The organism is Acinetobacter silvestris, assembly GCF_002135235.1.
GTDB classification, from domain to species: domain Bacteria; phylum Pseudomonadota; class Gammaproteobacteria; order Pseudomonadales; family Moraxellaceae; genus Acinetobacter; species Acinetobacter silvestris.
In genome coordinates this window covers 25,256-44,484 of record NZ_NEGB01000010.1, presented here as the reverse complement: position 1 = coordinate 44,484, position 19,229 = coordinate 25,256, and the positions used below count along the sequence as shown (strand labels likewise).

The 19,229-nt window shown below is 39.1% G+C and carries 17 protein-coding genes; 7 read left to right on the top strand and 10 right to left on the bottom strand.

Translation table 11 applies throughout. The features are described from left to right. Positions 1-372, bottom strand: coding sequence for a hypothetical protein (locus B9T28_RS13690; RefSeq protein ID WP_086204539.1), 372 nt, complete (start codon positions 370-372; stop codon positions 1-3). 37 nt (positions 373-409) lie between these two features. Next, positions 410-1,750, bottom strand: a complete 1,341-nt coding sequence (hflX, locus tag B9T28_RS13685) for a ribosome rescue GTPase HflX (RefSeq protein WP_086204538.1) — start codon at positions 1,748-1,750, stop codon at positions 410-412. A gap of 391 nt (positions 1,751-2,141) precedes the next feature. Between hflX and B9T28_RS13680 the strand changes: the two genes are divergently transcribed. After that, positions 2,142-2,960: a lysophospholipid acyltransferase family protein gene (locus B9T28_RS13680; RefSeq protein ID WP_086204537.1), complete on the top strand. Its 819-nt coding sequence runs from the start codon at positions 2,142-2,144 to the stop codon at positions 2,958-2,960. 61 nt (positions 2,961-3,021) lie between these two features. Here B9T28_RS13680 and B9T28_RS13675 read toward each other — a convergent pair whose 3' ends face one another. Then, positions 3,022-4,650, bottom strand: coding sequence for a phospholipase D family protein (locus B9T28_RS13675; protein ID WP_086204536.1), 1,629 nt, complete (start codon positions 4,648-4,650; stop codon positions 3,022-3,024). A gap of 96 nt (positions 4,651-4,746) precedes the next feature. Between B9T28_RS13675 and B9T28_RS13670 the strand changes: the two genes are divergently transcribed. After that, positions 4,747-5,757 (top strand): metallophosphoesterase, encoded by a 1,011-nt coding sequence (locus B9T28_RS13670; protein WP_086204535.1) that lies wholly within the window; start codon positions 4,747-4,749, stop codon positions 5,755-5,757. Between the two features lie 250 nt (positions 5,758-6,007). Further along, on the top strand, positions 6,008-6,343 hold the full coding sequence (locus tag B9T28_RS13665; RefSeq protein ID WP_086204534.1) for a hypothetical protein: 336 nt from the start codon (positions 6,008-6,010) through the stop codon (positions 6,341-6,343). Between the two features lie 78 nt (positions 6,344-6,421). Here the strand turns inward: B9T28_RS13665 and B9T28_RS13660 are convergent, their stop codons facing one another. Continuing rightward, positions 6,422-7,732: an MFS transporter gene (locus tag B9T28_RS13660; RefSeq protein WP_434057140.1), complete on the bottom strand. Its 1,311-nt coding sequence runs from the start codon at positions 7,730-7,732 to the stop codon at positions 6,422-6,424. Between the two features lie 140 nt (positions 7,733-7,872). Beyond that, positions 7,873-8,517 carry a PAQR family membrane homeostasis protein TrhA gene (trhA, locus tag B9T28_RS13655; RefSeq protein ID WP_086204532.1) on the bottom strand — a complete coding sequence of 215 codons (645 nt, stop codon included), beginning with the start codon at positions 8,515-8,517 and terminating at the stop codon, positions 7,873-7,875. Between the two features lie 99 nt (positions 8,518-8,616). Here trhA and B9T28_RS13650 point away from each other — a divergent pair, with 99 nt between their 5' ends. Both B9T28_RS13650 and B9T28_RS13645 read left to right on the top strand, forming a co-directional pair. Then, positions 8,617-9,840: a class I SAM-dependent methyltransferase gene (locus tag B9T28_RS13650; RefSeq protein ID WP_086204531.1), complete on the top strand. Its 1,224-nt coding sequence runs from the start codon at positions 8,617-8,619 to the stop codon at positions 9,838-9,840. Between the two features lie 54 nt (positions 9,841-9,894). Further along, positions 9,895-10,320: a GNAT family N-acetyltransferase gene (locus tag B9T28_RS13645; protein ID WP_086204530.1), complete on the top strand. Its 426-nt coding sequence runs from the start codon at positions 9,895-9,897 to the stop codon at positions 10,318-10,320. Positions 10,321-10,499: 179 nt separating this feature from the next. Here B9T28_RS13645 and B9T28_RS13640 read toward each other — a convergent pair whose 3' ends face one another. The 5 genes from B9T28_RS13640 to B9T28_RS13620 all read right to left on the bottom strand — a co-directional run bounded on the left by B9T28_RS13640 (position 10,500) and on the right by B9T28_RS13620 (position 16,447). Continuing rightward, on the bottom strand, positions 10,500-11,360 hold the full coding sequence (locus B9T28_RS13640) for a patatin-like phospholipase family protein (protein WP_086204529.1): 861 nt from the start codon (positions 11,358-11,360) through the stop codon (positions 10,500-10,502). An 18-nt stretch (positions 11,361-11,378) separates the two neighbouring features. Further along, on the bottom strand, positions 11,379-11,633 hold the full coding sequence (locus B9T28_RS13635; RefSeq protein WP_086204528.1) for a hypothetical protein: 255 nt from the start codon (positions 11,631-11,633) through the stop codon (positions 11,379-11,381). Between the two features lie 194 nt (positions 11,634-11,827). Beyond that, positions 11,828-13,963 carry a 3-hydroxyacyl-CoA dehydrogenase NAD-binding domain-containing protein gene (locus tag B9T28_RS13630; protein WP_086204527.1) on the bottom strand — a complete coding sequence of 712 codons (2,136 nt, stop codon included), beginning with the start codon at positions 13,961-13,963 and terminating at the stop codon, positions 11,828-11,830. Positions 13,964-13,974: 11 nt separating this feature from the next. Beyond that, positions 13,975-15,180 (bottom strand): acetyl-CoA C-acetyltransferase, encoded by a 1,206-nt coding sequence (locus tag B9T28_RS13625; RefSeq protein WP_086204526.1) that lies wholly within the window; start codon positions 15,178-15,180, stop codon positions 13,975-13,977. 256 nt (positions 15,181-15,436) lie between these two features. Further along, positions 15,437-16,447, bottom strand: coding sequence for an AraC family transcriptional regulator (locus B9T28_RS13620; protein ID WP_086204525.1), 1,011 nt, complete (start codon positions 16,445-16,447; stop codon positions 15,437-15,439). Between the two features lie 210 nt (positions 16,448-16,657). On the opposite strand from B9T28_RS13620, the gene B9T28_RS13615 reads away from it, so the two are divergent. Then, positions 16,658-17,776, top strand: a complete 1,119-nt coding sequence (locus B9T28_RS13615; protein WP_086204565.1) for a CaiB/BaiF CoA transferase family protein — start codon at positions 16,658-16,660, stop codon at positions 17,774-17,776. Positions 17,777-17,904: 128 nt separating this feature from the next. Further along, positions 17,905-19,170 (top strand): carbohydrate porin, encoded by a 1,266-nt coding sequence (locus tag B9T28_RS13610; protein ID WP_086204524.1) that lies wholly within the window; start codon positions 17,905-17,907, stop codon positions 19,168-19,170. The last annotated feature ends 59 nt before the right edge of the window (positions 19,171-19,229 follow it).

The following is a 19,229-nucleotide window of genomic DNA, read 5'->3' as shown; positions in this document are numbered from 1 at the left end:
CTATAACCATTTCTTTGCCATTTTGGCATAAACCCACAATGGGATCAGTGTACTGATGCACATCACCAATAAAAATAATGGAATTTCTTTGCCCATACTCACAAGCATGAGTAATGAGCCAGCACAAATCGGTAAGAAAGCAAAACCACTTTCTTTCATGAGTTTGTTATTGGTATCAACAAGACGCGATGGAATTTTTTTAAATTTTCGTAATAGAACCAGAAGCAATAATAAGCTTAATAAACCCGTTAAATTACCTAATTCAGGATGATTGAATTGCGACATAATCAGGACTGAGACTTCGCGAAAGAAGATAATCAGTCCGAGTGTGAAAATCCAAGCTGGCCAATCAATATTTTTGAAATAATGCATGTCTGCTGATTTATAAATAAACTATATCTTTCATCTTTTAACCGATATTTGGTTTAATTTCAAACTCTTCTAAAGGTCTTTTGAATTGTTCCGCTTTAATTCCAAGTATTTCATCAATCGGTAAGTGGGCTTGTTTAATGAGTTGCTCAAGTTTGTGCGGCGCCATCATCACGGTTAAATGTAAATTTCCAGCATCATCAAAATTTTCAGACTGAATGACATTTAATGCATAGAGTTGGGTACGTAATTTGCCATAAGCTGGTTTAAGTACAACATCAAATTTTTGAATTTGCCCCATTAAACATTCTTGTACAGCTTGGCGTAATAAATCTAAACCTAAGCCAGAATGCGCTGATACATATACACGTTCGGGCATATGCGGCTGAGCATAAATAATTTTAGCTTCTTCACCAGATTGGTCAATTTTATTGTAGACCCGTAATATGGGAACATCTGTACCAATTTCTTTAAGTACTTTTTCTACCGCCTCAATTTGTTCCAACATATCTGGGCTACTTGAGTCAATTACATGTAACAGTAACGTTGCTTCGAGCGTTTCTTCAAGTGTAGCTTTAAAGGATTCAACCAAAGCATGTGCAAGATTACGTACGAAGCCTACAGTGTCTGCCAACACTAAAGCGCCAATACCATCCCAATTTAAACGACGTAGTGTTGGATCAAGTGTTGCAAAGAGTTGATCTGCGGCATAGACATCAGAGTTTGCTAAAATATTAAACAGCGTGGATTTCCCTGCATTGGTATATCCAACCAGTGAAACCGTTGGAATGGCTGCTTTTTGGCGTGCAGCACGTCCTTGGATACGAGTTTGACGGACTTTTTCTAATTTATCTTTAAGTTGACCAATACGTAGACGAAGTAGGCGGCGGTCGGTTTCTAGTTGGGTTTCACCTGGACCACGTAAACCAATACCACCTTTTTGACTGTCTAAATTAATGCCACCACCGACAAGACGGGAGGATAAATGGTTTAATTGTGCCAATTCAACTTGTAGTTTTCCTTCGTGCGTTCGTGCCCGTTGTGCAAAAATATCAAGGATCAATCGAGTTCGATCAATGACACGACATTGAATCACTCTTTCTAAGTTTCGCTCTTGAGAGGGCGTTAGTGCATGATCGAAAATGACCAAATCCGCTTCTAATGCTTTGACTTGTTCAGCAATTTCTTCCACTTTTCCTGAACCAATAAAGTACTTGGGATCGGGCTTTATACGTTGAGCATGAATATGTTCTAAAATTTCTGCACCTGCAGATTTGGCCAATAGGCGAAACTCTTCTTCATCAAGGTCTTCTAGCATTTGTACAGAGACACTGACTAAAACAGCTCGTTCACTACCTTGATGTTGCTCAGAATATTCCACAGATATTTAGACTCTATTAATTGGCTTGATCTCTTCATTCTAAAGTAAACGGAGAGTTTAGTGCGAAAGCAGGGCTAAAGAATTGCAATAAATATTTTCGACACCAGAATTAAGCTACCACAATATAAAATAATGTAACCAAGTATGGTGCTGAACTTAAGCCTTCGATTCATTTTATAGGCATGTTTAAATATTTTGAGCGTTTGCATAACTTAACGAACCCGAACAAGTATTACTGGCTAAGATTTAGATTAAAGAATGTAGGGCAAGAATAAAATGGTCATTGTTTAGCTAATTTGTTCTGTTTTTATGAGCAATGCAACTTTTTGTGTAAATGTATACAATGTTGGAAATGATATTTGAATAAGTATTCTCTATTTAGTGAGCATCTATGACTCAAGAACAATATGCAGAAAAGCCGAAAGCTCGATCTAAGTTAAATGCGGTATCTAAACTTTTTTTATATAGTAAAAAGTTGGTCACGGGGACAACCGTGATTTCAGAAGGTTTTTATTTAGTTTTCCGTCACCAACTTTATAAAGACCCGAATAATCCACTGAATACGCGTTATGTCCAGTATTTTTGTCGTCGGTTATGTGATGTATTTAATATTGATTTACGGGTGCATGGTGATATTCCACGACAGCCTGCACTTTGGGTGAGTAATCATGTCTCTTGGTTAGATGTTGCTGTGCTCGGTTCAGGTGCACGGGTTTTTTTTCTCGCCAAGGCAGAGATAGAACGTTGGCCAATTTTTGGGAAACTGGCGAAGGGTGGAGGAACACTTTTTATTAACCGCGGTTCCGGAGATTCCGCTCGGATTCGTGAACAAATTACAGCATTTTTAATGAAAGATATTCCTGTCCTATTTTTTCCTGAAGCGACCACGACAGATGGTACACGGGTGAAAAAAGTACATGGTCGTATTTTAGGTGCAGCGATTGAAGCGCAGAAACCAGTACAAGTTTGTTTGATTTGTTATGTCAATAAAAATGGTGAGTTGGATACAGTGGCCCCGTTTATTGGCGAAATATCTTTTGCTGAGCATGTTCAAGCGGTATTAGAAATGCCGAAAGTTACGGCGCATTTAAAAACTTTCCCCGCAATTTCTGTTGAAGGGCATACGGTTGAAACGCTGACTCAGCATGTCCAAGAAATAATGCAACAAGGTTTAGCCGATCTACAACGTGAAGTGTTAGTTCATCAATAAATAAATTGAGCAAGAGTCGGGTCGTATCATAGACTCGGCTATTGCACTGATTCTTTTACTTTCACATAAAGCCTTCAATCGGTAACCATGAAATAAATTTCACTCCAGCCTTTTGCCACCATTTCATTTTCGGTTCTTGGGTTAAAGTGACAATACCTTTAGGGGTTTGATGTTGCCAAGTTATTTTTTGTTCAGGGCTGAGTACTAATTTATAAGCATACTTTTTTAAATTCGCATCCATGGTTTTATGCACAGAAATAGCCAATGGTGGGCTATTGATAATCACGCCAATTTCAGTATTTAAATTGGCTGATCTTGGGTCAAAGTTAAATGAACCAATAAAGACCTGTTTTTCATCAATCGCCATCAATTTGGCATGTAAACTGGAACGACTGAGACCTTTCAAGCTGACTTTGGCTTTTTTAGAAAGCTCGCGATTGGATTCATTATCTACATCGGGAAGTGCAGGTAAGAACTCATATAGTTCAACCCCATTTTTAAGCAAGTCTATTCGATATTTGGTATAAAAAGCGTGCACCAGTGAGACATCGTTGGCTTTAAATGAGTTGGTTAAGACTCGAACTTGGACACCATCTTTCGCAAGTTCACTGAGTTTTTCTTCGCCTTTTTTCTGTGGAACAAAATATGCAGAAATTAAGTCGACACTGTGGTCTGGAATTTCTAAATGTTTCACCATTTGGAAATTAAGATGTTCTTCTTTTTTCGCTTTCGCTTTTACTTTATCTGGGGCATCTTTGATCACTTCAGCTTTGACCCAATCGAGTTGGATATGCTGGTTTAACCAGTTGTCAAAGTCATTGGAACGATTGCTGAAATTTAAATAATTTTGAACGGTAATTTCTTCATAATGTTGGGTGAGTTGTTGCTTTAGACTTTCATAACGCAAGTTGTATTGCTGTGCATTAACAATTTTTCTGACGGGATAAGCATAGCTATGATTCCAATACTCATCAAAAGAATGCGTAATATCATCAACGGCTTGCCCGACTAACATGACATCGACATCAGAAAATTGATAATTGTCGCTGACGTTATAATATTGATTACTCATATTACGGCCGCCAATCAATGCAACTTGATTATCCGCTGTAAATGTTTTGTTATGCATCCGTCGATTGATGCGTTTTAAATCCAGAACCATATCAATTGGGCGAATACGCCTAAAACGATAAGGATTAAACAGTTTCACTTCAATATTTGGATGTTGATCTAATGCTAAATAAACAGCTTCCATGGATTTAGCATTATTATCATCAATGAGCAGGCGAACTTTTACACCGCGATTTGCTGCTTGAATGATTTTATACAGTGCTAAGGCTCCAATTTTATCGTTATCCCAAATATAATATTGTAAGTCTAGGGTTTTTTCTGCCATATCAATCAGATGGATACGCGCAGCAATCGCATCTAGGGGATCATATAAAATGTGGTAACCGGTTAAATCGGGATTCTGTTTTTTTAATGGGGCAATGATTTGCGCTAAATGTGTATTGTCAGTGTCAATATCATAAGCAAACTGTGGTTTAATGACATCTTGTTTGGGTAATGTACTACATGCAGGCAAGCCGAAGACTAAACATGCACTGAGAAGAATGGCTGTCTTAGGAGATAACATGGGGCTGTTACCCATTGGATGTAATTGAATCGTTGTTTCGATCGTTTGTGCCATAATACGTTCAGAGAATCCACTGGGCTAGAGTATAGTTGTCATTACCTAAAAGATAAATAAAGAGATGATGGGTGTTTTAAACTCGAGAGATTCAATATGTGGACGACTGATTCAATAACCTTCTATTTTTATATCAGTTTTATCATTTTACTGGTATGGGGGATTGCACAAGCTTGGATTAGTCAGTCTAGAACGGAAACCATTCATCCTTTTAAATCTTTTGTTCACCTACTGGCATTCTACCTATCTTATTTATTATTTCCGTTGTTGTTTTATAGTGTGTACGCAGGTTGGCTGAATATTTTTTCAATACAGCAAAGTATTTTTGTATTTTTACTCAGTGGTTTACTGATTTATGCACGTTTTATTGAACCGCATATGGTTCAGGTCCGTACGCTTCAGTATAAATTGAGCCCAGAGCAAGCATTTAAAACACCTGTTCGGGTCGCACTGATTGCAGATTTACATATTGGTTTATTTTCAGGACATGAGCGTCAACTTAAAAGTATTGTGAAAAAAATAAATCAACAAAATCCAGATTGTGTGGTTGTCGCAGGGGATTGGACGTATGAGCCAGAAAATACATTGGTCGAAGAACTGGCAATTTTAAAAGAAATTAAAGCACCTGTTTATTCGGTGAATGGTAATCATGATGAGCAGTATCCCGGACCACCTATTCAAGCCTTACTACATCGGGCACTTGAACAAAATAACGTGATGGATATTGAAGGGAAAATTGTTGAGTTTGATGCATTTCGCTTACTGGGTGTAGGTGATTTATGGGCGGGTAAAACTGACATGCGTTATATGCCTGATTTACCGCAGGATAAACCGTGGCTGATTTTATCACATAACCCTGATACGGTAGATATGGTGCCAAATTTACCGACCAGACCTTTAATGCTTTCAGGACATACGCATGGTGGCCAAGTTGAGTTACCTTGGGTCACTAATTATTTGATGAAAAAAGTATCGATTCTTGGGCATAAACGTGGTTTGTATCAACATGAAAATGCGGATGTCTTTGTCAGTGTAGGGACAGGTATGGTCGGCGTTCCATTTCGGTTTCGTGTACCACCAACCATTGATATTATTGAGCTGCGTTAAAGTTTCCCTCTAAATATATCAAACTGAGCTCAGGTAGATAAAGTGTCGAATAGACTTGATTAGAGTGATTGTTAAATATTACTAAATCTAGTGTAAATATTTAATAATTAATGGTAATTATTTTTTGTGAATGGGTTCTCTATCTGTTTTTTTCCGTGTATATTCTATAAAAATATAATGTGCAATGCTTCACAAATATGTATTTAAGCGTGTTGAAGTAGGCAAATAAAAAACAATAGAGAGCGATAATATGACATTTTATAAAGAAGTTGGAATACCTTTTGGTCTGTCAGAAACACAATCAGAACAATTAGAAAATGGCTTAAAGTCACTTGAGAATGAGTTCTATGCAGCTGATGATGTCAATGCAGAGAGTTTTGCCAAAAAATTCTATCAACAATTTGAAGACTTGATTAAAACTTGTGGAATTGAGGGTAGTGATTTAGAAGCACTTGTAAATCATTTATATTTTACCCAAGAAATTGTAACCTTTATTATTCCGAGTTTTTACACCGCAGGTGGTGATCGGGAAATTTTTAATGATACTTATGAATTGATGATGGCGGAATTACAGCTAGAACAATAAGTGATTGCTTGGTTTCGCTATATTTTTTCAATTAAAAAGCCAGCAGATTCTGCTGGCTTTTTAATAAATAAAAGCATGTTAGATTTGGTTGTTTACATCATCATTTTTGGTTTCACGAATAGCTAAGAACGCTAAAAGTGAAAGAATAGATGCCGCAGATAGATAATAACCGACCGCATATAAACCATAAGTCGTTGCAAGTTTAGTTGCTATTAATGGGGCAAATGAAGCGCCAAAAATACCAGCAAGGTTAAAGGTTAATGCTGAACCTGTATAACGTACAGAAGTTGGAAAAATTTCTGATAATACTGTTCCAATTGGACCATAAGTCATCCCCATCAAGCCTAAACCAGTACACAGGAATAGGAAGACCATCAGGGTACTGCCAGACTCGAGCATATTTGCAAAGACTAAACCAAAAAGTGCACAGCCAATACATACGCCAATTGAAGTGGCTTTACGGCCAAATTTTTCTGCAAAAACCGCAGAAAGTGGAATAAATGCAGCGAAGCATAAGGTTGCAACCAATTGCATCTGTAGGAATTCAGTACGTGAATAACCGAGTTTGGTGGTTCCCCAGTTCAGTGCAAATACTGTGGTGAGGTAGAACACCACAAAGGTACAGATTGCAGCAATCGTACCCAGTACGAGCATTGGAAAGTGTTGGGTCATCACCACTTTAAATGGAATGTTCACTTCTTTTTGTTTATCTAACACTTTTTGGAATGCAGGTGTTTCATGCAGTTGTAAGCGAATCCATAAACCAACAATCACCAGTACTGCACTTGCAATAAATGGAATACGCCAGCCCCATTGCATAAAGTCTGCTTCAGACATAAATGCGCCAAGGGTTAAGAACGAGCCAGTAGCAAGAATAAAGCCAATGGGTGCACCAAGTTGAGGAAACATGCCATACCAAGCGCGTTTGCCTTCAGGTGCATTTTCTGTGGCCAGTAATACGGCACCACTCCATTCACCACCTAAACCAAGACCTTGCCCTAAACGGCAAAGTGCCAGTAATAATGGTGCAGCAAGACCAATTTGATGATAAGTAGGTAGTAAACCGATACAGACAGTAGAAATCCCCATGGTGAGTAGGGCTGCGACTAACGTGGCTTTACGACCAATTCGGTCACCTAAATGTCCAAACAGGGCAGCACCAATTGGACGGGCAATAAAGGCAATTGCAAATGTCGCTAAAGATTGAATAACGGCTGTAGTCGGATCTGTACTTGCTGGAAAGAACAAATGCGGAAAAATCAGCACTGCAGCAGTGGCATAAATATAAAAATCAAAAAATTCGATCGTTGTACCAACCAGACTCGCAAACAGAACACGAGTTTTAGAATTTGTAGCAACTTCAGGTGTAGCAATATTGGATGACGCCATGATGGACCTTACACTTTTAAAAGTAAAAAACTAGTTTCTCAAGCGTAATCTTTTTAAAAAAAGGCGTAATTTTTTAAAAAAACAACGGGATTAATTCCAATTTACTCATTCAGGGTCACTGAATTTTGAGCTGATTTGGATTAAATGACATAAAGATAGATTGCAAAGAATTGTGATCCTGCACCGATCAATACAAAAATATGCCATATAGCATGCGTGTATCTTACTCTTTTTAGGGCATAAAACAATGCGCCAATGGTGTAAGCCAACCCGCCAATAATCAAAAGTTTTAAACATTCAGGCTTAAGGTAACGTTGCATATCATCAATCACAAGCACGGCAAGCCATCCCATCACCAGATAGGCAATTAGAGAAATTTTTTGAAAGCGATGAATGAAAACTAACTTGAATAATGTACCAATTGCAGCAATTGACCATAGTGCAATCAGTAAGTAATGCGCTTTTGCCGTTGGAATTGCAATCGCCAGAAATGGGGTATAGGTTCCTGCAATTAAATAATAAATGGCGGTATGATCAAGTTTTTTATACCAGTAGCGTTTTTTTTCATCTACAGAAAAATGATAGACCGCAGAACTTGAAAAAAGCAGTACCATACTCAGGCCATAAACACATAATCCGAAAAACTGCCAAAAAGGCAGATGACTTCCTTTTATGAGCATAAAGATTGTGGCAATGGCAGCCAATACGGCACCCAGAGCATGACTAAATGCATTAATACGTTCTTCTATGGGTGCATAAGTTTGGATCAGGTCATTTGAAGGCATAGTTATTTATATTCTTAAAATACACTTGTATCGTAATGGAGTTTTACCTTTAAGGTAAGACGTTTTAGAATCAATCCTTAAATTATTCGAGTTTTAACTATGTCTCAAGTGGCTTCTCCTTCCATTCAGGAACAACAACTTCTAGATGCTTTCCAGCAAGCCATTGAAATGAAAAGTTTTGATCGAATGATTCTAAGTCAATATAAGGGTGAACTAAAAGCTTTAGAGAAAATAACCTGCAGAGTCATTTCACTGCAAGATCAAGCCGTTTTAAATTGTTTGTATAAATACAAGACGCAGGATGTCACTAAAAATCTTCCTTTAGATGATGCTCTTCCCCATATTCAAGGTTTATTGCATGATTGTAAACAAGCCAATTTGTTTACTGTAGAAGAAGAATTTCAACTGAAGAAAAATAAAAAGAAAGCCATGCTTACTCGTAGTAAAGTGAAATCGGAGCATAAAACTGCAACGACACTTAAAACACATGACCGTGAAAAACATCGTTATGTCGATCAAGACAGCTATTTTTTACAACCGCTTGGAATTACTGATGCCAAAGCGCAAATTATTCCGAGCATGGCGCGAAAGTGGAAACAAATTAATAAATTTGTAGAGATCTTTTCGGGTGCATTGACACAGATCCAAGTCAAAGATCACAGCTTAAGAGTGGTTGATTTTGGTTCAGGTAAAGGCTATTTAACGTTTGCTTTATATGATTATTTGGCAAAACAACAACCACAGCTTCCTTTTGTTACAGGAGTTGAGCTGAATGATAAAATGGTCAAATTCTGTCAAGAGGTGGCACAAAAGTCACAATTTACTCAACTGGATTTTTTTCAAGGCGATGTTCGTACTTATCAACCTGAACATTTAGATGTGATGATTGCGCTACATGCTTGTGATGTTGCTACGGATTTTGCGATTCATACTGGTATTCGTTTAAATGCTTCGATGATTATGTGCGCGCCGTGTTGTCATAAAGAATTACGTCCACAAATGCAGAGCCCTGATATTTTAAAACCGATGTTGCAATTTGGTATTCATGCAGGGCAACAAGCGGAAATGTTGACGGATACGATTCGTGCTCTGTTGCTCAAAGCCTATGGTTATGAAACTAAAGTATTTGAATTCGTGGCATTGGAACATACCAGTAAAAACAAAATGATTTTGGCAACCAAGAAAAAAGACATTCCACAGCCTGATGCTGAAATTTTGGCACAAGTGAAAGCTTTGAAAGATATGTATGGTATTCAACAGCATTCACTAGAATTATTGTTGAATGATCAGTGGGATCAGCAAGATATTGGCTGTAAGTGTTAATTTAAGACCTAAAGCAGTTGAAAGACTGCTTTATACTTTGATGGAATAATTTGAATGACTCAATATACAATTCGTTCTGGTTGTTGGGATGATTTACATCCGCATGCAAAATTGATTCGTGAGCAGGTATTTATACAAGAACAGCAAATTGCTGCACAAGATGAATGGGATGAACAAGATGCTGTTGCATTACATTTTATGGTTTATGCAGAAAATCAGCCAATTGCAACTGCACGGTTATTACAAAACAATAGCATAGGGCGTGTTGCAGTGTTGAAATCCTATCGTGGAAAGGGCATTGGTAAATTGTTGATGGAAGAAATTATTCAATATGCCCAAAAAGAAAAAAGGGAATTTTTAAAATTGTCAGCACAGGTGTATGCCATTCCATTTTATGTAGGGTTAGGTTTTGCCGTTCAAGGTGATGAGTATTTAGATTGTGGCATTCCGCATGTAGATATGTGGATGAATCATGCATAAATCGTTTTTAACTTGAGAGAGTGAAGATGATTTTTTGAATGACAGATGATCTCATATCAGTATTGATCTACCTATGGCTTGGATTGTGGCATTGAGATAATGCATTTCAGCAATGTTTTTAGTCTTGTTGAAGTTAAGGGAGCCACTCAACCTTAACTTTATATTGAAGACCTTATATTTTAAGCGATGCTACTGTTCCAATCTTCAATTGCTTTGGCACCAGTTTCCAATCCGACTTCATAAGTATATTGCAACTTATGCTTATTTTTACATAAACGCCCCGCTAAGTTTTTATCAGCAGGTGGACAAACTTCTAAAATACGATGTTGTTGACTCTGTCTTAAAAATTCGACGGCTTGATTATAACGAGCACAGCGATTTTTAAGACTGGATGCAAAACCATGATTACTCTTGACTACATATTTGGCTAAGAACTCATCGCCTTTACTACTGGCTTTGAAGTACTGATTTGGTCGTGTTCGGATGACCAATAAATTTTTAACATTATATTGTTGTGCCGCCCATTGCACGGGTAGAGCATCGGCAACACCACCATCAAAATAGGGCTCACCCATAATTTCAACCGCTTGACGGGTCAATATAGGAATAGAACTTGAGGCACGTAAGCCATCTATAATCGTGTCTCGACCTGCACGTAAATATTCCGCATAACCACTGCGAGCATGGGTAAGCACCATATAAAAGTCAGGGTTTTGTGCAAATAATACCTGTTGATCCAGTGGATTTTCACGCTCGACTACGTCCCACATCCATTTCATATCCAGTAAATCACCACCTGTAAGGAAGCGACCATAACGGATAAATTCAGGGCGTAGAGAATGGTCGAGATAGAGTTCAATATTACGACCTACTTGACCTGCTAAATAATTAGCAATATTGGTTGATCCCGAAGAAACACCAACATATAAGTCAAAAGGATTAAAGTTTTGTTGTAGGAAAGCATCCAGCACGCCGCAGGTAAACGCCCCACGCATACCACCGCCTTCAACTACCAATGCATTACGAGGTATTGAGGTCATTTAAAATAAATTTAGATTTTAATGTGAATGTTCAGTGTTAGAGGTGTGGTTTTGCATATGCTGCATTTCTTCATCTGACATTTGCATGCCGTCATGTGTATTTGCTGCGGTCTTATTCTTTACAGCTTCAGCCCGTTTTTGGCTTGGCATATAATCGGGTTCATTGGTTACGGCAAGATAGAAAAAACCTAGAAAGATACAACTCAGAATCACTGAGATAATAACGGCTTTCCAGCCCCAAGGAGATTTTTCAGGAGAAGTCATATTGCTCATGAGCGGATTCCAATGTAAGAGAATCATAAGTTAATTATGTTATAGCACAAATGCATCTAAAAGCAGACTAAAAAGCGTATTAAATCCATATTAAATTTAAGGTTATTGGTGGTGTATAGGTTTCCAATAGAAATAAAAAAGGGGCAATACATGCCCCTTCAATTCGCTGCTTAATAGATAAAAATCACTAACTTTTATTGAATTTTTTCGCCTGATGCAGCTTTCTCTTTAAGCATTTGAGGGGCTTTAAAACGCTCGCCATATTTTGCTTCAAGTTCATTCGCTCGTGCGAGTGCTTTGTCTAAGCCATATTGATTTAAGAACTGCAATGCACCACCAGTCCATGGTGCAAAACCAATCCCAAAGATTGAGCCAATATTGGCATCAACAACGGATTCCAAAACATTTTCTTCGTAGCAACGTAAAGTATCGAGTGATTGCACGAACAAGAAGCGGTCAATCATTTCTGGTTCAGTAATATCATTGTCTTTATGCCAATGCTTTAAACCATCCCAAAGGAATTTTTTACCATTCTCAGGATATTCATAGAAACCAGCACCTGCTGCTTTACCTTTACGGTCAAATTGATGAATCATCGTTTCAGTGACATCATCGGCACTAGAGCGGGGGAGGTCTTTACCTTCAGCTTGGAGTGCTTTACGGGTTTCACTAGCAACGTGTTCAGTTAACGTTAAAGAGACTTCATCTTGAATCGCAAGCGGACCTACTGGCATACCTGCTTTTAATGCAGCCATTTCAATTTTTGCAGGATGTACACCCTCTGCCAATAAGCGTAAGCCTTCTTGAACAAAAGTACCAAAGACACGACTGGTAAAGAAACCACGACTATCATTAACCACAATTGGCGTTTTACCAATTTGTTGTACATAGTCATAGGCTTTGGCTAATGTTTCAGCCGATGTGTTTTGCCCCTTAATAATTTCTACTAAAGGCATTTTATCGACTGGGCTAAAGAAGTGTAAGCCAATGAAATTTTTATCATTTCGACTTGATTTTGCTAATCCTGTAATCGGCAGGGTTGAGGTGTTGGAAGCAAAAATACCATTCTCAGCTAAGTAGACTTCGGCTTCTTGTGTCACTTTGGCTTTTAGTTCTGGATTTTCAAAAACGGCCTCAATAATCAAGTCACAGCCTTGTAAGTCTGCCGCATTTGCAGTGGCTGTAATTAAACTTAAAATTTGTTCGCGTTTTTCAGCACTGATTCGCCCTTGAGAGACTTTCTTATCTAGCAATTTTTGGCTATAGGCTTTGCCTTTTTCAGCATTTTCAAGTGAAACATCTTTCAGTACCACAGCAATACCTTTGGCGGCAGTCGAGTAGGCAATGCCTGCACCCATCATGCCTGCACCTAGAATACCGACTTTAGTGGCTTGCCACTTAGCAACATTTTGTGGGCGACTCGCACCGGATTTAATTGCGTTTAGACCATGCCAGAATGTGCCTATCATGTTCTTTGCCACTTGGCCGGTTGCAAGTTTGGTGAAGTAACGGGATTCAATACGTAACGCCGTATCGACATCGACCTGAGCACCTTCAACAGCCGCCGCCATGATCGCTTCAGGCGCTGGATAACATCCCTTGGTTTTATCACGCAACATTGCTGGTGCAATTGCCAGAACTTGAGCAACTGCTGGTGTTCTCGGATCGCCACCCGGAATTTTATAGCCCTTCACATCAAACGGTTGTTGCGATTTAGGGTTGGCTTTGACCCAAGCAACCGCCTTATCCATTAACTCTTGTTCAGAGTCAGCTGTATCTTGAATCAGACCTAAAGATTTGGCTTTATCAATACCAAATTGTTTCCCTTCCATCAGGAATGGAAACGCATTTTGTAGTCCCAGTAAGCGAACCATGCGTACGATTCCGCCACCACCTGGCAGTAGACCTAAAGTTACTTCAGGTAAACCAAATTTGGTTTTCGGGTCATTCAACGCAATTCGATAATGGCAACCCAATGCAATTTCCCAACCACCACCGAGCGCAGTACCGTTTAAAGCAGCAACCACAGGCACACCTAAAGTTTCAATATAACGAAACTCAGCCTTCATTTTTTCAATCATTTGGAAAAATGGAGTGGCATCTTCACGACGAGCTTGGATCAACTCATCTAAATCGCCGCCGGCAAAAAAAGTTTTTTTTGCAGAACGTAAGATGATCCCTGTGATTATTGTTTCAGATTTCAACTTAGACACAATATTTTCTAGAGCAACACGAAAATCAGCATTCATGGTGTTGGCAGATTGGTTTGGAGAATCTAAGGTCAGAATGATGATGTTATCCGCATTTTTTTCGTATTGAATTGCACTCATTATTTTTCTCCTTATACCAACTCAATAATGGTCGCAATACCCATGCCACCACCGACACATAATGTCGCTAAACCACGTTTTTTACCTTGACGCTCTAATTCATCCAATAAAGTCCCCAAAATCATGGCACCTGTAGCACCCAATGGATGCCCCATGGCAATAGCACCACCATTGACATTGACTTTTTCAGCGGGCACATTCAGCTCTTTCATAAAGCGCATTACCACTGATGCAAATGCTTCATTGACTTCAAACAAATCAATATCATCAACGGTTAAGCCTGCTTTTGCTAAGGCTTTACGCGCAGCAGGGGCAGGGCCTGTCAGCATAATCGTCGGGTCACTACCCACCAGTGCTGTCGCTAAAACTTTGGCACGCGGTTTTAAGCCTTGTTCTTTAACGGCCTTTTCAGATGCAAGTAAAACCACTGCAGCACCATCAACAATACCGGATGAATTGCCAGCATGATGAACGTGATTGATTTTTTGTGCTTCAGGGTACTTTTGTAGTGCAATGGCATCAAAGCCCATAGCACCCATCATTTCAAAGCTAGCGTTTAATTTTGCTAAACCTTTAGCGGTTGTGGTGGGTTTAATAAACTCATCTTTTTCTAAAATGGTAACGCCAGCACCATCTTTAATGGTCACGATTGATCGATCAAAATAACCATTGGCTTGTGCCGCTGCAGCTTTCTTTTGTGAATCGGCAGCAAAGGCATCAACATCAGCTCGGCTATAACCATCTAAGGTTGCAATTAAATCTGCACCAATACCTTGTGGAACAAAATGTGATTTTAAATTGGTTTCTGGATCGAGTGCCCAAGGACCGCCATCTGAACCCATGGCAATACGGGACATTGACTCTACACCACCGGCAACGACTAAATCTTCCCAACCTGAGCGAACTTTTTGTGCTGCCATATTGACGGCTTCAAGACCTGATGCACAAAAACGATTGATTTGTACGCCTGCAACATCATCATTCCAACCCGCAGCAATGGCTGCAGTTTTGGCAATGTCACCACCTTGGTCAGCGATCGGAGTCACACAACCTAAAACAATATCATCAACTTTTGAGGTGTCTAAATGATGACGTTGTTGTAATTCATTGAGTAGTGTTGTGAGTAAAGTGATCGGTTTGACTTCATACAGTGAACCATCTTTTTTTCCTTTTCCGCGGGGTGTGCGAATGGCGTCAATGATATATGCCTCGCTCATAGCTGTTCCTTTTTTATGACTTTAAAATTTGTTATGCATTTGAGTGTAATGAATAAATACAAGAGTGCAATGACGATAACGAATCAGATGATTGGTGTTTTTAGCCAATGCTGCAGTGCTATGTTTTATTAGAGCTATGTTGATTGTTAAAATAATTCAATCGCTTAAGATTTTGATGAAAAAAAGCCCAAGTGGCACTTGGGCAGAACATAGCGTGGAGTTAGATCATTTTAGCAAATAATCTTTTTTAGTGGTTTTAATGATACCCATGTAGTTGGCGATAGAGTCCAGGCGTTACTCCAGTCCATTTTTTGAAGGCACGATGGAAGGTACTGGTTTCACTAAATCCGACTTGTTGTGCAACGTCTTCAAGGGTGAGATTTGGATTTAGTAATAAATGAATGGCCGCATCACGACGTAAAGCATCTTTGACACCTTGATAGCTCTTACCTTCAGCAGCTAAGCGACGGCGTAAGGTTTGAGGTGATAAATACAACATCGAAGCCACATCATTCAATGTTGGCATTTCCTCACCAATTTGGCTCTTGAGCACTTCACGAATACGAGAAGTCAGCGAGTTGGTGTTTTTGAATTTAACCAAGAGTTGAGCTGGTGCTGCTTTTAAAAACTCTTCCAAGGACTCTGGTGTTTGGCGAATGGGTAAATCTAAATAATCTGCGGCAAAGGTGATTTCTGTGCGTGGCATATCAAACTGCATCACGGGTGCAAAGAATAATGCATCGTATTCATCAGCATGCGTTGGGCGTGGATAACCAAAATGAACGCGTTCTAAAGGAATACGTCGTTCGATTAACCATGACGCTAAACCATGCCAAATCATCAGCATACTTTCAGTAATAAAATGATCAGGATCCATTGTTTTTGGAATTAATGGAACCAAACGCGCTTCGTGCTTATCTCTTTCAACCGAAACAGACCATTCATCACCAAACAATTTATAAAATTGCGATGATAATTCTAAAGCTTCGCCTAGCGTTTTTGCGTGAATAATCAATTGACACATGATCGCAAAAGAACCTAAACGACGCGGTTGAATATCAAAACCAACGTGTTCGTCCTGAGTTACCATCCACAACATTTTAACAAAGCGTGTGTACTGTTCAGGTGAAATACGTGCTTTCGGTTGACGCAGTAACTCGGCTTCAATTCCGACATGTGAAAGTAAGGTATCGACATCCATGCCAAGGCGTTTAACCCCAGTGAGTGCCGCATTCACGAAGTGGATACTAATCGTATCACGACTCATGTTAAATCCTTCGGTTTCTTTGATGTTCACTGTACTTGACCTAAATGACGCTAAAAAATATTGAATTGGCGATTTACAATAATGGAAATTACCTTTCTACATGGTAGATTGCCGAAATGATCAAGGTAAATGGCCGAACATGACATTGTTATAACTGTTTTATATTTCTATTATGGGACAAAAATCAACATAAAAATGGTAAAAACTATCATGACAGTAGCTTTGAAAGGATTGAAAGTACTCGACTTTTCCACATTATTGCCTGGGCCATTTGCAACCTTATATCTTGCAGATTTAGGTGCAGAAGTGATCCATGTTGAATCTCCAACACGCCCCGACCTGATACGTTTACTGCCACCGTATGCTAATGGGCAGGCAACTGCGCATAGTTATCTGAATCGAAATAAACAATCTGTAGCGCTAGATTTAAAAGATCCACAAAATATTGAACTGATCAAACAAAAGATTTCTGAGTATGACATTGTTGTAGAACAATTCCGTCCCGGTGTTATGCAACGCTTAGGTTTAGACTATCAAACGCTAGCCGAAATTAACCCCAAATTAATTTATTGTTCGATTACTGGATATGGGCAGACAGGGAGCTATAAAGATAAAGCCGGACACGATATTAACTATATGGCGTTATCGGGAATTGCTGGACATAGTGGTCGTCAAAATAGTGGCCCACCGCCTATGGGAATTCAGGTGGCTGATGTTGCTGGCGGTTCTTTACATGCTGTGATTGGCATTTTGACAGCCGTGATTGAGCGTGCAAGCAGTGGTCTAGGGCAATATATTGATATTTCAATGACGGACTGTGCCGTGGCGTTAAATAATATGGCGGCGTCTGCAAGTCTTGCTGGTGGGCAAAAACCAAGTGTGGAAAGTGAACATTTAAATGGAGGCACTTTTTATGATTATTACCAAACTCAAGATGGTCGCTATTTATCGATTGGTAGTTTAGAGCCTCAGTTTATGTCTGGTCTCGCGATTGTTTTAGATCTGCCTATTTTAATGGAAAAAGGTGCATCTTTTGATCCGCTAGACCGTCAACAAGTTAAACAAGCCTTGGCTGAAAAAATAAAAACTCAAAATTTTGTAGCATGGAAAAAAGTATTTTCAGCTTTAGATGTTTGTGTAGAACCAGTCTTAGCACTGGATGAGGCTTTAGATTCTGCATTGGCGGAACAAAGACAATGGGTAGTCGAGGTTCCCTTAAATTTAGAGGCAGAACAGACTGAGTCACAACTGGCTTGCCCAATTAAGTTTTCACGTTCAGTCGCAAAATATCAATTTATTGGCCAGCATTTGGGGGCAGGAAAATGGTAATTCAAATTGGCTTAAATTAAGTTTTAAAGTTACAAAACTGCCAACAAAGTAACAATTTTTATGAATTGTTACACAAATATTCAGCGTACCCTTTATGTACTAACAAAAAGACATAAAGGTTACCAATAATGAAGAAATTAAGTAGAACATTTCATTTTGGTCTGAGCCTTTTATCCTTGAGCTGTGGCATACAAAGTATTTATGCGGCAGGGGCATTTGATCCCCAAAGTTCTTGGATGCTGGGCGACTGGAATGGGCAAAGAATTGCATTACAACAAAAAGGTTATGATTTTAATTTTGGATATACCGGTGAGCTTGCCAACTTGTGGGATTCCAAATATCACTCGAGTCATGGTACTGAATATGCCGATCAGTTTGTACTGGGTGCACATCTCGATTTAAATAAAATTGTGGGTTGGCAAGATACCGAAGCACAAATCACGATTACAGAAAGGAATGGGCGTTCACTCTCACAAACCTCGGATGCACTTGCGGGTCATTTAAGTTCAACTCAGGAAATTTGGGGGCGTGGACAAACTTGGCGTTTAACTGATTTTTGGATTAAAAAGCAATTTTTAGAGCAAAAGTTAGATGTGAAAGTCGGCCGTTTTGGTGAGGGTGAAGACTTTAATACCTTTGATTGTGATTTCCAAAATTTAGCTTTATGCGGTTCACAAGTCGGAAATTGGGTCGGTGACCAATGGTATAACTGGCCTGTCAGTCAATGGGCTGCACGTGTGAAATACAACATTCAACCCGAGCTCTATACTCAGATTGGGGTTTATGAATATAACCCTGAAAATTTAAAGCGCAGCAAAGGATTTAATTTAAGTACGGATGGATCACAGGGTGCAATTATTCCTGTGGAAGTAGTTTGGCAACCGAAAGTTGGGACTGAAAAATTAACGGGGGAATACCGTCTAGGGTATTACTACAGCACAGCAGATGCAGCAAAAATTCAAAATCCAACGCAAACATCTCATAAGCAAGGGATGTGGGTGGTAGTGAAACAACAGCTCATGAATCATGGCGGAGATCAAACTCGAGGTTTAGCAGGATTTTTGAATTTAACGGTGCATGATTCTGATACCAATACCGTCGGCAATATGCAAAACCTAGGTTTGGTTTATACCGGTTTACTGGATAGCCGACCTAAAGATGAGTTAGCCATTGGTTTAGCCCGAATTAGTATTGGTGATGATGTGCGAGATCAGCAAATAGCATTGCGAGAAGATCAACAAAATGAAGAATATGATGCCGAAATATATTACGGAATCCATGCGACAAATTGGTTAACCGTCCGTCCAAATATTCAATATATTCGCCATGTTGGTGCTTATAAAAATGGTGAAAGTGCATGGGTTGGTGGTATTAAATTGCAAACAGTATTCTAGGTTTAGATTCAATGGCTAAAGTCAGTTTCTAAACTTAGAGGTGGTAATGTAATTCATTC

Excerpts from the sequence above, each read along its gene's own strand:
- B9T28_RS13690 (WP_086204539.1), bottom strand. The coding sequence starts at position 372 with ATGCATTATTTCAAAAATATTGATTGGCCAGCTTGGATTTTCACACTC.
- B9T28_RS13680 (WP_086204537.1), top strand. The coding sequence starts at position 2,142 with ATGACTCAAGAACAATATGCAGAAAAGCCGAAAGCTCGATCTAAGTTA.
- B9T28_RS13675 (WP_086204536.1), bottom strand. The coding sequence starts at position 4,650 with ATGGCACAAACGATCGAAACAACGATTCAATTACATCCAATGGGTAAC.
- B9T28_RS13670 (WP_086204535.1), top strand. The coding sequence starts at position 4,747 with ATGTGGACGACTGATTCAATAACCTTCTATTTTTATATCAGTTTTATC.
- B9T28_RS13665 (WP_086204534.1), top strand. The coding sequence starts at position 6,008 with ATGACATTTTATAAAGAAGTTGGAATACCTTTTGGTCTGTCAGAAACA.
- B9T28_RS13660 (WP_434057140.1), bottom strand. The coding sequence starts at position 7,732 with ATGGCGTCATCCAATATTGCTACACCTGAAGTTGCTACAAATTCTAAA.
- trhA (WP_086204532.1), bottom strand. The coding sequence starts at position 8,517 with ATGCCTTCAAATGACCTGATCCAAACTTATGCACCCATAGAAGAACGT.
- B9T28_RS13650 (WP_086204531.1), top strand. The coding sequence starts at position 8,617 with ATGTCTCAAGTGGCTTCTCCTTCCATTCAGGAACAACAACTTCTAGAT.
- B9T28_RS13645 (WP_086204530.1), top strand. The coding sequence starts at position 9,895 with ATGACTCAATATACAATTCGTTCTGGTTGTTGGGATGATTTACATCCG.
- B9T28_RS13640 (WP_086204529.1), bottom strand. The coding sequence starts at position 11,360 with ATGACCTCAATACCTCGTAATGCATTGGTAGTTGAAGGCGGTGGTATG.
- B9T28_RS13635 (WP_086204528.1), bottom strand. The coding sequence starts at position 11,633 with ATGAGCAATATGACTTCTCCTGAAAAATCTCCTTGGGGCTGGAAAGCC.
- B9T28_RS13630 (WP_086204527.1), bottom strand. The coding sequence starts at position 13,963 with ATGAGTGCAATTCAATACGAAAAAAATGCGGATAACATCATCATTCTG.
- B9T28_RS13625 (WP_086204526.1), bottom strand. The coding sequence starts at position 15,180 with ATGAGCGAGGCATATATCATTGACGCCATTCGCACACCCCGCGGAAAA.
- B9T28_RS13620 (WP_086204525.1), bottom strand. The coding sequence starts at position 16,447 with ATGAGTCGTGATACGATTAGTATCCACTTCGTGAATGCGGCACTCACT.
- B9T28_RS13615 (WP_086204565.1), top strand. The coding sequence starts at position 16,658 with ATGACAGTAGCTTTGAAAGGATTGAAAGTACTCGACTTTTCCACATTA.
- B9T28_RS13610 (WP_086204524.1), top strand. The coding sequence starts at position 17,905 with ATGAAGAAATTAAGTAGAACATTTCATTTTGGTCTGAGCCTTTTATCC.